At 43.6% G+C, this 13380-nt stretch carries 14 protein-coding genes; 10 read left to right on the top strand and 4 right to left on the bottom strand.

The annotated features are described in order from the left end of the window. Positions 1–37: 37 nt before the first annotated feature. The 3 genes from BM415_RS09240 to BM415_RS09230 all read left to right on the top strand — a co-directional run bounded on the left by BM415_RS09240 (position 38) and on the right by BM415_RS09230 (position 2320). Complete coding sequence (locus tag BM415_RS09240; protein WP_091157096.1) at positions 38–1009, top strand: glycoside hydrolase family 43 protein; 972 nt, start codon at positions 38–40, stop codon at positions 1007–1009. A 225-nt stretch (positions 1010–1234) separates the two neighbouring features. Beyond that, the gene (locus BM415_RS09235) at positions 1235–1420 is read left to right on the top strand and encodes a hypothetical protein (protein ID WP_091157093.1); all 186 of its coding nucleotides are present in this window, start codon (positions 1235–1237) and stop codon (positions 1418–1420) included. Positions 1421–1570: 150 nt separating this feature from the next. Beyond that, positions 1571–2320: a glycerophosphodiester phosphodiesterase gene (locus BM415_RS09230; protein WP_091157090.1), complete on the top strand. Its 750-nt coding sequence runs from the start codon at positions 1571–1573 to the stop codon at positions 2318–2320. 151 nt (positions 2321–2471) lie between these two features. Here the strand turns inward: BM415_RS09230 and BM415_RS09225 are convergent, their stop codons facing one another. Further along, positions 2472–3326, bottom strand: coding sequence for an AraC family transcriptional regulator (locus BM415_RS09225; protein ID WP_091157087.1), 855 nt, complete (start codon positions 3324–3326; stop codon positions 2472–2474). Positions 3327–3482: 156 nt separating this feature from the next. Here BM415_RS09225 and BM415_RS09220 point away from each other — a divergent pair, with 156 nt between their 5' ends. Continuing rightward, positions 3483–6191: an alpha-L-rhamnosidase gene (locus tag BM415_RS09220; RefSeq protein WP_244533196.1), complete on the top strand. Its 2709-nt coding sequence runs from the start codon at positions 3483–3485 to the stop codon at positions 6189–6191. A gap of 120 nt (positions 6192–6311) precedes the next feature. Here BM415_RS09220 and BM415_RS25040 read toward each other — a convergent pair whose 3' ends face one another. Continuing rightward, a complete protein-coding gene (locus BM415_RS25040) occupies positions 6312–6482 on the bottom strand; it encodes a hypothetical protein (protein ID WP_170862413.1) in 171 nt (56 codons plus the stop codon). Between the two features lie 165 nt (positions 6483–6647). Beyond that, complete coding sequence (locus BM415_RS09210) at positions 6648–7220, bottom strand: TetR/AcrR family transcriptional regulator (protein ID WP_091157081.1); 573 nt, start codon at positions 7218–7220, stop codon at positions 6648–6650. Positions 7221–7419: 199 nt separating this feature from the next. On the opposite strand from BM415_RS09210, the gene BM415_RS09205 reads away from it, so the two are divergent. The 6 genes from BM415_RS09205 (at position 7420) to BM415_RS09180 (ending at position 12354) form a co-directional block, all read left to right on the top strand. Continuing rightward, positions 7420–8178 carry an SDR family oxidoreductase gene (locus BM415_RS09205; RefSeq protein ID WP_091157079.1) on the top strand — a complete coding sequence of 253 codons (759 nt, stop codon included), beginning with the start codon at positions 7420–7422 and terminating at the stop codon, positions 8176–8178. 437 nt (positions 8179–8615) lie between these two features. Continuing rightward, a complete protein-coding gene (locus BM415_RS09200) occupies positions 8616–9152 on the top strand; it encodes a hypothetical protein (protein ID WP_091157076.1) in 537 nt (178 codons plus the stop codon). 335 nt (positions 9153–9487) lie between these two features. Beyond that, on the top strand, positions 9488–9964 hold the full coding sequence (locus BM415_RS09195; RefSeq protein ID WP_091157073.1) for a DUF2975 domain-containing protein: 477 nt from the start codon (positions 9488–9490) through the stop codon (positions 9962–9964). 11 nt (positions 9965–9975) lie between these two features. Next, on the top strand, positions 9976–10206 hold the full coding sequence (locus tag BM415_RS09190) for a helix-turn-helix domain-containing protein (RefSeq protein ID WP_091157070.1): 231 nt from the start codon (positions 9976–9978) through the stop codon (positions 10204–10206). A gap of 368 nt (positions 10207–10574) precedes the next feature. After that, complete coding sequence (locus BM415_RS09185) at positions 10575–11639, top strand: stalk domain-containing protein (RefSeq protein ID WP_170862412.1); 1065 nt, start codon at positions 10575–10577, stop codon at positions 11637–11639. 205 nt (positions 11640–11844) lie between these two features. Continuing rightward, a complete protein-coding gene (locus tag BM415_RS09180) occupies positions 11845–12354 on the top strand; it encodes a PTS sugar transporter subunit IIA (protein ID WP_091157066.1) in 510 nt (169 codons plus the stop codon). Between the two features lie 94 nt (positions 12355–12448). Here the strand turns inward: BM415_RS09180 and BM415_RS09175 are convergent, their stop codons facing one another. Beyond that, entirely contained in the window at positions 12449–13186 is a 738-nt protein-coding gene (locus BM415_RS09175) for a class I SAM-dependent methyltransferase (protein ID WP_091157063.1), read from the bottom strand. Positions 13187–13380 lie beyond the last annotated feature (194 nt).

The raw sequence follows: 13380 nt of genomic DNA, 5'->3' as shown, positions 1-13380 counted from the left end.
GGGTCATTCTATTAAATCACTAGAGGAGGAAATTATAATGGATGCTTATCTATTCGTACATTTCAAAGAGAAGAAAACACCGGACGGTGAACAGATTTATTTTGGCCTGAGTACGGATGGCCTGAACTGGGAGCAAGTCAACGATGGTAACCCTGTGCTGTGGAGCGAACTGGGAGATAAAGGGGTTAGAGATCATACCATTGTAAGGACAAGAGAAGGGAAGTTCTTCATTATTGCAACGGATTTAAGTCTTGCTAATGGCTTTAATACGAAGTACAAGAGCAGCTGGGCCAGCATTTCAAGAGAAGGGAGCAAGTGCTTGTCTCTATGGGAATCGGTGGATTTGGTGAACTGGTCCGAACAGAGAATGATTGAGCTTGGAGATGAGGACTTTGGTTGTCTGTGGGCACCCGATGTCATTTATGACCACAAGAACGATGACTATGTTCTGCACTGGTCTTCTGCACATGCCTCTAATAATTTCGGGCATAAGGCGATTTATTACTCCCGAACGAAAGATTTCGTAAACTTCTCGAAGCCGGAGATGCTGTGCCGCAAAGACGGCAGCGGGATTATTGATTCTGCAATTTATGAGGAGAACGGGACCTTTTATCGTTTTCTAAAAAGCGAGAAGGATCCCGAGGGGATCATTCTGCAGAAGGGCAATACGCTTACTGGTGAACATACCCGTATTGAAGCGTTTGATGAAGAAATGGCGAAGCTGGGGCATCATGCCTATGAAGCGCCAACGGCATTTAAGGTAAAGGACGGCAGATGGTGCCTGCTGCTAGACTTTTTCGGTGTAGAAGGCGAAGGACAAGGTTATGTTCCTTTTCTAGCGGATGATATCGACAGCGGGAGGTTTATTCGCTCCGATGAAAGCTTCAGCTTCCCATATGGCTTCAAGCACGGGACCGTGCTGCCAATCACCATGGAGGAGTATGAACGCATTAAGAATTGGAATTTTGCACAGGATCGGCTCACGAAGCAAGAAGCAGGAATAGGGTAATTAAATTTAATAGCCTAAAGGTATATTGGAATAAATTCAAGTTTGAAAAAATACAGCTGGTTTAAAAAATAGATAACGTAAGACGGACTGCAGGAGTACATGAGTCTGTCTTACGTTTATTTTTTCTGAATGTCATTTACTGAGTAAAGAAATTTACAGATTAATAATATTTGTTTGTGTTGTTTTAACGGATATTAGTCAGGTATCACTCAGAAGATGTGGGAAATGGGCTGGGATGAACGGAATGGAGGAAATATAAGCTCCATGCTCGAGGAACATGAGATTAAAGACTTTATGGACATCCATCAGCCTTTACGGATATGGAAGCCGGATTTTGGGCAGCTTGACTCATGGAGGAGCCGCATCCTGGGAGGGAATTGTGCCCGGTTCTATAACATCGATGAAATGTAAAGTTTGCTCCGAAGGTACCAATGTCTTTTAACACAAAAAGGTAGAACTCATCTCCTGAACTCCATATACTTAACATGAACTACATGTCCGCATAGGTCTGTAATTAAGCAATAAACCAATTTATCCAATGACAATCAGGGAGTGTGACCAATGAATTCTACAATGCCAATCATTATCGCACACAGGGGAGCGGCGGGAGTTGCACCGGAAAATACACTGGCTTCTTTCGAGCTTGCTCTTACGCAAGGCTGTAATGCATTTGAACTGGACATTCATCTCTCCAAGGATGGGGAAATCATGGTGATTCATGATTACACGATTGACCGCACGACAGATGGTACGGGAGCGGTTCAGGATATGACCCTGGATGAACTGAGAAGCTTCGATGCTGGGAGCTGGTACGATGCAAAGTTTCAAGGGCAGAAGATCCTTACGCTCAGAGAAGTTTTTGAACTAGCACCTAAGGATCTGATGATTAATGTGGAAATTAAAGGGGGACTGGAACAGGGGATCGAGCAGAAGCTCGTAACCCTCCTGCGGGAATATGACCGGACCGAGCAGGTCGTTGTTTCTTCCTTCCACTTTGGCGCTTTGCAGAAACTTCAAGCTCTTGATTCTTCAATTAAGCTTGGACTTCTATATCATCAGGATTTTCAGCATCCTGAATATTTGCCGAATGCCGTTGGAGTGAATACGTATTCCCTTCATCCTTACTACAAGCAGCTCACAGACAACCAACTGGCAGTGACTCTGGAAAAAGGACTTGCGGTGTATCCTTGGACAGTAAATGAGACAGAGGATATGAAACGTATGGTAGAGCTTGGAGTAAGCGGTATTATTACGGATTACCCGGAGCGATTAAAGCAAGTCCTCGGTGAACTTCAAGCAAGTCTGAACTAGTCAGCCTTGAGACCGAATGAATTAGACCTATCGCGAGCTGCTTCGCAAACGAAGATCCTTATAAAACAGTGCTTGGATGAAGACACCTTTGTCCGTACAAGCACTGTTTTTTTGCGGCTAGATTGTATTTGTATTTCGCTTAAGATGGATTTCAGATCATCCGACGGTACTCAAGTGGAGTGCAGCCTGTCTTTTGCTTAAATAGAGCATTGAAATAAGACACATCCTGATAACTTACAGCAGCTGCGATGTTGCTGACTTTTTGCGAGGTTGTACGAAGCAAGCGCCTTGCCGCATGGATTCTTACATTTTGTAAATAATCGGTCATGTTCGTCCCCATATGGCGTTTAAACACCCGGTGAAATTGCCGCTCGCTGAGCCCCATTTTATGAGCCATCTCCTGCACGGTTATTCGGCAGCTATATCTCTCATGCAGCTCACTCAGCACGGCTTCCAGATGTATGGAATTTTCACCTTCTCTAAGATTCTCTGCCGTTTCCATTCGATGGATCAGTAGGAGCAGCTGTAAAATGCCGCTGTACAGGGCAAGTTCTCTTCCAAGTCGGTTTACTTGATACTCTCGGTGTAATTGCTGGAAAAGAATTAGAACTTCCCCATATTTATCAGAATATTGACGATACTCATCCATCGTTAACAGGGAGTCCAGCATATCACTTCCAGGAATGGGAGCCACCGTGTGTCTAAATTCATCAATTGCCAATATACAGTTGTAGACAATGAGCGGCTGTCTGCCTGTTATGCCCTGAGGTCTGAAGACATGTGACGTACCTTGAGGCAGGAGAAAGAGATCACCTTGCTTAACCGGAAGGCTGATGCCACTCAGCATATGCGTGCCGCTGCCTTCAGCAACATAGCTGATTTCAAAAAAATCATGCTGATGCTCGGATAACTCATAAGATTCTACACTGCGATTAAGATATAACGGTAAACCCTGTGAAAAAAAAGATTCGCCTCTCATCAAATCAATTCTCCGTTTGGCACTCATCTTATCGACTCTCCTCCAATAATGTCCGATCAGCCAGGATGATTTGTCTGATTACACTATATAAAGCGCTATCATTCATCGTAAAATGAAAGAGGGAAAAACACAAGGGAAGGGATTAGAAGTAGCTACGATTAAATAGAAGAAAGGCAGGAGAGCATGATGAATCAACAAGCAGCACTCTCAGTGAGCCAAGTGACCTGTGAGTATCGTGAGCATTTGCTCGGAGCCGATCAGTTCGTTCCCCGTTTTGGCTGGAAGCTGATTTCAAAGAGAAGAGGGATCAAGCAGCAGGCGTATCAGCTTGTCGTTTCAGATGTGGCTGATTTCAGCTTATCTTTATGGGACACGGGGAGAGTCGAATCGGATCAATCCCTTCACATTGAATATGCCGGTCCCACTCTCCAGTCCAGAACACGCTACTATTACCGAGTTCAGGTATGGGATCAGGAAGACAATTGTTCCGATTGGAGCAGTATAGGATGGTGGGAGACGGCATTTCTTCACTTTGATGAATGGCAGGCAGATTGGATTATGCCGATGCAGCGGTCGACTGTCCCGCAGAGTGAGGAGTGGCCTGATTCGCCACCTGTTACGCTGCTTCGGAAAACAGTCCAGCTGAAGGGAAATATCGTATCAGCCCGAGTATATGCTACGGCAGCAGGGTTATACGACTTGCATTTGAATGGTGAAAGAGTGGGGGAGGAGCTGCTCGCGCCGGGCTGGACCAGCTATCATCATCGGCATCAGTACCAAACATACGATGTGACCCGTTATCTGCATGCAGGTGGGAATGGGATCGGTATTCGCGTAGCCGATGGATGGTATTCGGGACGTATCTCCTGGGAGAAGGGATTTCGGAGCGCTTATGGAGCGCATCGCGCAGCACTTCTTGAGCTGCATGTTCAATATGCCGATGGCAGCGAGGAGGTTGTTCTGACTGATGAGACATGGAAGACATCGGAAGGACCTATTCGCTACACGAGCATATATGATGGGGAAATCTATGATGCAAGACTTGAAGACGCGGGGTGGAGCAAATATGAATATGACGATAGCGCTTGGGAGAATGCTTTTCCAATAGATTTGCCTTATAATCCGCTGATAGCACAAGAAAATTGGCCTGTGAAGGTAACGGAAACGATTCGTCCTGTGTCGGTTCTGCATACTCCCCGTGGTGAAACGGTGCTTGATATGGGGCAGAACATGGTTGGACGGATCCGGATTAATATGAACCTGGATGCAGGAACAAAGATTACCCTGTATCATGCGGAGGTGCTGGATCGGGAAGGGAATTTCTACACCGGCAATTTGCGTAGTGCCAAGCAATTAGTAGAATATACTGCACGGGGGAAGGGCGAAGACAACTACGCACCGGCCTTTACTTTCATGGGATTCAGATATGTCCGAATTCTAGGACTTGAGGAGCTTGCTGATTCGGTGCTTATAAAGGGCTTCACTGGGGAAGTTATGCATTCTGATATGGTTCAGACGGGACAATTCGTCTGTTCTGACGAACGGGTGAATCGGCTTCAGCAAAATATCGTTTGGGGACAACGGGGCAACTTTGTCGATATTCCAACCGATTGTCCACAGCGGGATGAGCGTCTCGGCTGGACGGGTGATGCGCAGGTATTTATACGTACAGCAGCATTTAATTATCAGGTGGCCCCCTTCTTCGCGAAATGGCTGCGAGATCTGGCGGCGGATCAGCGGGAAGACGGAAGTGTACCCTTTACGATTCCGAATATTCTGAAATGGAATCAAGATACTTCGGCAGCTTGGGGAGATGCGGCTGTCATCTGTCCTTGGACCCAATATCAATGCTATGGAGACATCAGGCTCCTGTCAGAGCAGTATGACAGTATGAAAGCCTGGGTGAATTATATTCGAGGTGAAGGTGAATACGAATATTTGTGGAATACAGGTCATCATTTCGGCGACTGGCTTGCTCTTGATGCGAAGGAGAACAGCTATGTGGGTGCAACGCCGCTCGATCTGATTGCAACATCCTTCTACGCGTATTCTGTTGATCTTGTTAGGAACGCGGCTGTTGTTCTGGGCAGAACAGAAGACGTGAAGGAATTCAGTGATTTGCTGTATCAGGTGCGAAGAGCTTATCAGAATGAATTTGTCACTCCTGCAGGCCGGCTGGCTGCTCCAATGCAGACTGCCCATGTACTTGCTCTGATGTTTGGCCTCGTTGAGGGAGACACGAAGAGAAGAACGGCAAGTGAACTCAACCGAATGGTTGTACAGAACGATTATCATTTAACGACAGGATTTGTAGGGACTCCTTATCTGTGCTTTGTGTTGTCTGAAAATGGTTACCATGAGACAGCGGTCAAATTACTGTTGCAGGACAGTTATCCATCTTGGCTGTATTCCATTGCGCAAGGGGCCACAACGATATGGGAGCATTGGGATGGGATTAAGTCCGACGGCACGTTCTGGAGTGATGACATGAACTCCTATAATCATTATGCTTATGGTGCGATCGGCGATTGGATGTATCGGTATCTTGCGGGTCTGGATATGGAGGATACGGATATCGCTTACAAGAAGATACGGATCAACCCTCGATTTGCAGCAGGACAGCTGAATTATGCTTCAGCTAAGCTGGATTCTTCTTATGGAATTATTGAATCCTCATGGCAAGAGGATCAGGGCCATAGAACAGTCCGAATTCAGATCCCTGTGAATACAGAAGCTAAGATTATTCTTGAAGGAGCAAATCTCGCTCAGCTTATGGAGAGCGTTCTTTCCGTAGAGGAAGTGGAAGGGATATTTGAGATCATAAGTACATCTGAAGGGGTAGAGCTTAGAGCGGGTTCAGGGGAGTATGAGTTCAGCTATAAATATTCATAATATTAAAAAAACACACAAGCCTGCTATTCGTCAGCAGGCTTGTGTGTCTTATGAGAATGATGAAGCGCGGAATAGCTGCGTCGATAAGCGGATGAGAGCCATATATCCCGCGCTTCCTGCTTATCGCTTTTTTGTTTCTTGTTCCTCATCCGGCGCCTCCAGTATATCTTCGGTCAAGTTGGCCTTGGTAATGGAACCGGATTGATCAAGCACGTCAAAAGGCTTATGGTTCTCGTCAGAATCCGGGATCGGTTCCACGCCAGCTCCGCGATCGGTTTTATCGTGAGTCACAATAATCACCCTTTCCATTCTTGACATAGTATGCACGCTGGTCAGCGTAAATATGTACGTCATTACCTCTGATATAGCATGTTGAAACAGAAGCCCCGTCCAAGAAATGTGGAACGTGTGAGCTTCTATTTGAGCTCCATTACTGTCATTAACCCCAGTCATTGCTTATCTCAAGCTTACAATCTCAAGCAGCTGCTCGGACATATATTCGGGGCTGAATGAAAGTCCTCCATTAATCCATTCAATGATGATCCCGAAGATGGAATAAGCAATATAGCTGGCATGGATATCGGGATTAATCTTCGCATGAGGCCTTTGCTCTGCTATGCTTTCCAGAGCTAAATTCTTCAGCACATTGCATATGCGATTTTGAAATCCCGATAATTTATCTGACTTAACGATTAAAACGTAGAAATCAGCGAATTTATAAACATGATCAAATACTTTTACGGCAGCAGATGTCATATTTCTCACTTCCAGTACTTCAACATGCAAGTAGGGATCGCGATAAGATTCAATCAAGTCTTGAATGACGTCATCTAATATTTCGTCTAATATATCCTCCTTATACTGAAAATGCTTGTAGAAAGTGCCCCGGTTAAGATTAGCAACCTGTACCAAGTCTGTGATCGAAATCTCTTTAAACTCTTTTCTCTTCATCAGTTGAATGAGTGCATCCTTCAGTGCTTGCTTGGATTTAATAATTCTACGATCAATAGAATCATGCTTATCGTTCATCTTGCTGTCCTCCTTGCGAGATATAGATTGTGTAAATAGACATCTAGCTATGTAATTGTATGTTAGTATACAAATCAATGATTTTTTGATGATTGAATAATCGTTTACACATTTATTATACTATAATTGTAACAAGTTAATGAACAATTGTTCGTTATATTCATGTAAACGCATTCTAAAATACAGGAGGTAATTCAATATGAAACTTCAAAACAAAGTAGCTATTATTACGGGAGCAGCTTCCGGTATGGGGAAAGAAACGGCGATCCTGTATGCTCAAGAAGGGGCAAAAGTAGTCGTGTCCGACTTGAATCTAGAAGGTGCGAATGCAACGGTTGAAGCGATTAAAGCTGCAGGTGGAGAGGCTTTCGCGATCAAGACGAACGTCGCTTCTCTAGAAGATATTAATACACTGATTGATACAACGGTTGAGAAATACGGTACTGTAGATATTCTGGTGAACAATGCCGGAATTATGGACAACTTTGAACCGGCTGGTGAGGTTGAAGATGAGAGATGGGAGCGTATCTTCGCTATTAACACAACGAGCGTAATGCGTGCGACACGCAAAGTGTTACCAATCTTCATGGAGAAGCAAAGTGGTGTTATCATCAACATCGCATCAGCTGGCGGACTTCAAGGTGCTCGTGCAGGTGCTGCATATACGGCTTCCAAGCATGCCGTTGTTGGCATCACGAAGAATACAGGCTTCATGTATGCCAAAGAAGGAATCAGATGTGTGGCTATTGCTCCAGGTGGAGTAGAAACGAATATCAGCGCTTCCATGACGGGCGTTAGTCAGTATGGCATGGGTCGCTCCCAAGCGGGACTGGCAATCAATCCACGTATCGGTAAACCAGCAGAGATCGCACAAGTCGCGTTGTTCCTCGCATCCGATGATGCCAGCTTCGTGAACGGAACTGTAATTAGTGCAGATGCTGGATGGATGGCATACTAAAATCATATCGATCTGGTAGAATAGATAAGGCCCGCTGACTGTCAGCGGGCCTTTTTTCAATATGGGGAAAGGTCTTATATCAAATGCACCATGCCACACAATATTAACAACTCGTTCCCTCGTTAAACAGCACGATCTTATTGCTATTCATGCTGTTCCTTACATCAATGACTCTGATTGCTCGGCCTTCAAGCCCTTCTCATGATTATGTATCCCTTGGCATTTAATATGAATGACACGATGTTAACGGTTATATTCATATTTACTTTAATCCAGCTTGTATTCTATCTTTTGTTCATAGCACTGCTGTTTCGGATGGCCAAGCTGATCGAGAAATGGAGAGGAACGATCCATGTATAGACTATTCTTCACTACATGACTGAGCTGCTCGATATTGGTTTAAAATAACGATATAACTGTAGAAGGGAGGGGAAGCAATGGCAAGGGAAGTCTATTCCGTTCCATACGGATATGAACCAAAGGAGGACGAGACCAAAGGAACCCTGATCTATTATGATGACTTTGACGGAATAGAGGACAGGGAGCTGGTAAACGCGTTAGATATAACAGAAGCCAAAAAGTTCAAGAAGCTGGTTCTCTATCCCCTTCACGATGCCACCATTAAGCGCATGCTGAAGCACAGTACACAGCCCTTCTATAAGAGAGAGGATCGGCTGCATGATTGGAAGCGTGAGCAGTCAAATCACAGACTCATAATGGTTGAAGGCTGGGAGGGCAAGCGTAAAAAGTATACACCGATGGAGGCTGCACTGCGGCATTTAACGGAGCATTATCCTGCACCATATTTTCTGTACATCTCGCCACTCTATGCCAACCTGTTTGCTTCTTATTCCTTCTTCGAAGAATGGATAAAGAAGGTTCGATTAATCTTGAATGATACGCCAAGAGAGCTGCATCCAAATTTGGAGAAGTACGAGAATCGTTGGGAGATCATTACAAATCAAAATAAATGATATTTAACTAAACCGTTTCCTTGCATAGAGGAGCGGTTTTTTTGTGTGAAAAGGTTCAATAACAGAATGACTTCCCAATAGAACAACCTCTGAATTTCATAATCTATTTATTTCAACATATGAAAAATTCATAACAATAAAAAATTCGTATCTAGCACATTCCAACCAAATCAACATGTACATGTATCAATAATTAAAATACGGAATAAGGACGGGTTAAAATTAAACAATAATTCATTTACGATAATTATATAATAAATTAGGATAAAAATTTATTGTAAAACGATAAATGTTATGTTAGATTCAATAAGATAAAAATTTGGTGAGGTGTTTGTATGAAACGAGGTTCAACATTATTTTTAAAAGCAGCTGTTTTTCTTATCGGAATCCCAGTGCTTGCATTATGTATTGTTGGTCTGCCTTGGTTGGTAAGTAATCCAGTGAATCCAGAATTTGCACATATTCTATATCCGATCGTGATTATTATGTATGTGTCAGTGATCCCTTTCTGTATTGGGCTCTATCAAGCGATGCGGCTGCTTAGCTACATTGACAAGAACAAGGCATTCTCGATAATAGCAGTTAATGCATTAAAGTTGATAAAAATCTGTGCTTTCTCAATAAGCATTCTATATGTGATCAATTTGCCATTCATCTATCTGTTGGCTGAGAAAGACGACGCGCCAGGTGTGATCATCATTGGTTTGGTATTAATTTTTGCTTCCCTGGTGGTTGCCGTATTCGCCGCAGTTCTTCAGAAGCTTATGCAAGAGGCGATCGAGATCAAATCTGAAAATGACCTAATCATCTGAGGTGGAATATCATGGCCATAATAATAAATATTGATGTAATGCTGGCGAAGAGAAAAATGAGTGTTACCGAGCTCTCCGAGCGAATCGGGATAACGATGGCCAATCTTTCCATATTAAAAAATGGAAAGGCCAAGGCGATTCGACTAACGACGCTGGAGGCGATATGTAAGGCGTTAGAGTGTCAGCCAGGAGATATTTTGGAGTATCGAAGTGATGAGGAGCCTGCAGAAGCAGATCAGTGAGGGACAACACAGCAGTCGAAACATAATTTCAGTCGAACCGTTGACGGCTTACTCCTGGATAAAGAAGACTAAGGAGGAGTGCAGCCTTGACCAGGTCGGCTGATTTTTTTATGGATATGAAACTATATATACTCTTGATTTAAGCAACTAAAGGTAGTATGAAATTGATTCAGTTAACATAACACTTAATATGTTTAAATCCATAATTATCATGCTCTCAAGCTTATGCGAGCCTTGAATCGGTGGTAATTCTACAATGAGCATTGACCAACAGAATAGCTTTTCCTAAAATGGTTTAATTAGAGGGAAGAGAATATGATCCATATATGTCGAAGCCCCGTACCTCTATAATGAAAGAAGGCGGACTGATGAACTGGAAACGGATCACCCTAACGGGAATGATCACTGCATTACTGTCTACTGTTCACGTATTTCCCCATCATGAGGCATTAGCAGAGGCTAACAATTCGATACAAGTGTTTATTGATGACGAACCAGTAAGCTTGGCAACTTCTTCTTATGTTGAGCAGGGTACGATTATGGTTCCAATCACCATGCTTCATAAGCTGTCGGAAGTTCAAATCAAGTGGAATAATACAAACAAGACAGCTACAGTGCAGATGAACGGACAATTCCTTTCCCTCGAGCCGGGTGTAACGAAGATTTCATATGCAGGGGATGTGTACCATCTAAAAGAAGAGGTTCAATTAATCAATCATCGCGTAATGGTGCCTGCTGCATTCCTGAGCGAGATCTCAGACACAGAAATGCGGTTTGATAAGATGGACCGAATCTTATATCTCACCACGAACCAATACTACACAATGACTGCTCCCCGGCATGAAGAAATTCAATTACAAGCGGCACAGGTGAATAAGTATGATCACGTTGAAGGAATGAACCTTATAGTTAATGGAAAGTCTCATCCTTTTATGGAATGGGAAGGAATGTGGGACTGGAGCTACAAGCCTGTTATTCATGTAGAAGATCTCACGAATGACGAGCGGGCAGAATTTGCAGTCATCAATACATTGGGATACGGGACAGGACTCATGCAGCAGGAAGTCCATACTGTAGATCTGGAAACACTGAAGGAAATTTCTATTCAGTCCTACGAGGAAATTACTAACGAATGGATTGATTCCTCTATTACAACGCAGGATGGACAGGTCACTGTGTCTGTGAAAATAAACGGACAAGAGGAAATAAAGCACACACTTGAGGAATATACAGGACATCCTCCGGATTATTTCTATTCTAAGCTTGGCTTCGGTGCAGTCGTCTATTATTTCATCGAAAATGGAAAGCTTACCGCTCGTCTTGGGGCTTCGGCAAGTACCGTTACTTTTTCGGGAGATGTAAAGATTGAGTACAAATATAAGGACGGTCGCTTCCTAGCAGACAAGGTGAACTATGCTCCTTATCACAAATAACAAGCACAGCTTGAGTATGAGATAGCCGTAAATGAAATCATTACACTTGATCTGGAAATGATTACAATGACTATAAGAAAAATTCATGATAAAGACAGGATTTGTTTTCGAACGTTTTTCGGAATTATGTTATGATGAATGACGGAGAGATTTTTACCTAAATATAATATATACAAATGAATGTTTTGTTATTGGAGGAGATTCGATGTTTAAATGGTTAAAAGGCAAGGCCGCAGAAAAAATGGATGTTCTTGATATTGCAGCCCCGCTGACAGGAACGGTAGTTCCACTTGCGAATGTTCCAGACGAAGCATTTGCTTCGAAGGCCATGGGTGAAGGTGTAGCCATTGAGCCGACAGAAGGTAAGGTTGTAGCACCGTTTGACGGCAAAGTAGCTCATTTGATTGAGAAGAGCAAGCATGCCGTTATTCTGGAGCACACAACGGGAGTACAAGTGCTTATCCACATCGGTGTAAACACCGTTTCAATGAAGGGTGAAGGCTTCAAAGCTCATGTCAGCACAGGGGATGAAGTAAAAGCAGGTCAGCTTCTGATCGAGTTTGACATGGCCGCAATTCAGGCTGCAGGATACCCGGTGATTACTCCTGTATTGATTCCGGCTGGTATTGATGCAGTGAAGAGTGTAGAACCAAACGAAGCCGCTGGAAGCGTAACTGCACAATCCGGAAGTGTTATTAAAGTTCATTTAAATTAATTTGTACGGGAATACTTAAAGTATAATTCAACTTACACATCAGGACCTCATTTCTTACTTTAATTGAAGATATGAGGTCCTTTCCTATGTATTTTCACCATTCCTTAACTGCAGAGATCAACATAAACATTGGTCTTCGTAGCTCTTCTTCATATGCTGGATTGGAGCTTAGCATCTCTGCTGTCGGCTTCAGCTCAGATATTTGAGTCAGCCGAAAACCTGCAGACAAGAGTCCATTTACGTAGGTGGAAACGGTGCGGTGATATTTCATAACGGCATGACCTAGAAAATCAGCTTCACGTACACCCTCCAGGTGGTAGTTGTCTACAGGCCAGTGTAATTTAGTGCCTGTGGTATCGTAATAGAAATCTTGTGCTTCCAGTGCTGTAAACATCGGATGCTCCACGGAGAAAACAAAATGGCCACCGGGAGTCAGGATTCTATGTACTTTATGGCCTAGGGATTCAAAGTCTCCAATATAGTGTATGGCCAGCGAGCTGATCACCACTTCAAAAGATTCGTCATCCACATTCAGATCTTCGATCGCAACTCTTCTATATTCAATATGCTGATGATCTGTCAGACCTCTTGCACGTTCCAGCATCTTCTCCGAGATATCAATGCCAAGCACAGATTTAGCTCCTTGCTCCACTGCATAGCGGCAGTGCCAGCCATAACCACAACCGAGATCAAGCACTGATTTATCCTTAAGGTTCGGCAGCATTCTTCTGAGTTCAGGCCATTCCCCAGCTGCCTCCAATCCGCCTGTAGAGCGGGGCATACGGCTGTATTCGTTGAAAAAAGACGATTCATCATACTTATTTTGCTTCATAATGGGATGGGATGCTCCTTCTCCAGTAGTATCAACATCAATACTCTACTGAATTTAGATGAAAGAATCTAGACTATAAGCTCATTATAATTATTTATTACCTTGGACTCAGTGCAAATGGAATTATAAAAACCGCAGCTTCACACCGTATTACGGGTAATGAAAGAGCGGTTGATGTCGGTTGTGAAGGTTCT

The sequence above is a fragment of the Paenibacillus sp. 453mf genome, from assembly GCF_900116105.1.
GTDB classification, from domain to species: domain Bacteria; phylum Bacillota; class Bacilli; order Paenibacillales; family Paenibacillaceae; genus Paenibacillus; species Paenibacillus provencensis.
This window is presented reverse-complemented; position numbering and strand designations above follow the sequence as displayed.

What these genes read in the sequence shown, in the direction of transcription:
- BM415_RS09190 (WP_091157070.1), top strand. Translation starts at nt 9,976, where the DNA reads ATGGCCATAATAATAAATATTGATGTAATGCTGGCGAAGAGAAAAATG.
- BM415_RS09185 (WP_170862412.1), top strand. Translation starts at nt 10,575, where the DNA reads ATGAACTGGAAACGGATCACCCTAACGGGAATGATCACTGCATTACTG.
- BM415_RS09180 (WP_091157066.1), top strand. Translation starts at nt 11,845, where the DNA reads ATGTTTAAATGGTTAAAAGGCAAGGCCGCAGAAAAAATGGATGTTCTT.
- BM415_RS09240 (WP_091157096.1), top strand. Translation starts at nt 38, where the DNA reads ATGGATGCTTATCTATTCGTACATTTCAAAGAGAAGAAAACACCGGAC.
- BM415_RS09205 (WP_091157079.1), top strand. Translation starts at nt 7,420, where the DNA reads ATGAAACTTCAAAACAAAGTAGCTATTATTACGGGAGCAGCTTCCGGT.
- BM415_RS09200 (WP_091157076.1), top strand. Translation starts at nt 8,616, where the DNA reads ATGGCAAGGGAAGTCTATTCCGTTCCATACGGATATGAACCAAAGGAG.
- BM415_RS09210 (WP_091157081.1), bottom strand. Translation starts at nt 7,220, where the DNA reads ATGAACGATAAGCATGATTCTATTGATCGTAGAATTATTAAATCCAAG.
- BM415_RS09235 (WP_091157093.1), top strand. Translation starts at nt 1,235, where the DNA reads ATGGGCTGGGATGAACGGAATGGAGGAAATATAAGCTCCATGCTCGAG.
- BM415_RS09225 (WP_091157087.1), bottom strand. Translation starts at nt 3,326, where the DNA reads ATGAGTGCCAAACGGAGAATTGATTTGATGAGAGGCGAATCTTTTTTT.
- BM415_RS09175 (WP_091157063.1), bottom strand. Translation starts at nt 13,186, where the DNA reads ATGAAGCAAAATAAGTATGATGAATCGTCTTTTTTCAACGAATACAGC.
- BM415_RS09220 (WP_244533196.1), top strand. Translation starts at nt 3,483, where the DNA reads ATGATGAATCAACAAGCAGCACTCTCAGTGAGCCAAGTGACCTGTGAG.
- BM415_RS09230 (WP_091157090.1), top strand. Translation starts at nt 1,571, where the DNA reads ATGAATTCTACAATGCCAATCATTATCGCACACAGGGGAGCGGCGGGA.
- BM415_RS09195 (WP_091157073.1), top strand. Translation starts at nt 9,488, where the DNA reads ATGAAACGAGGTTCAACATTATTTTTAAAAGCAGCTGTTTTTCTTATC.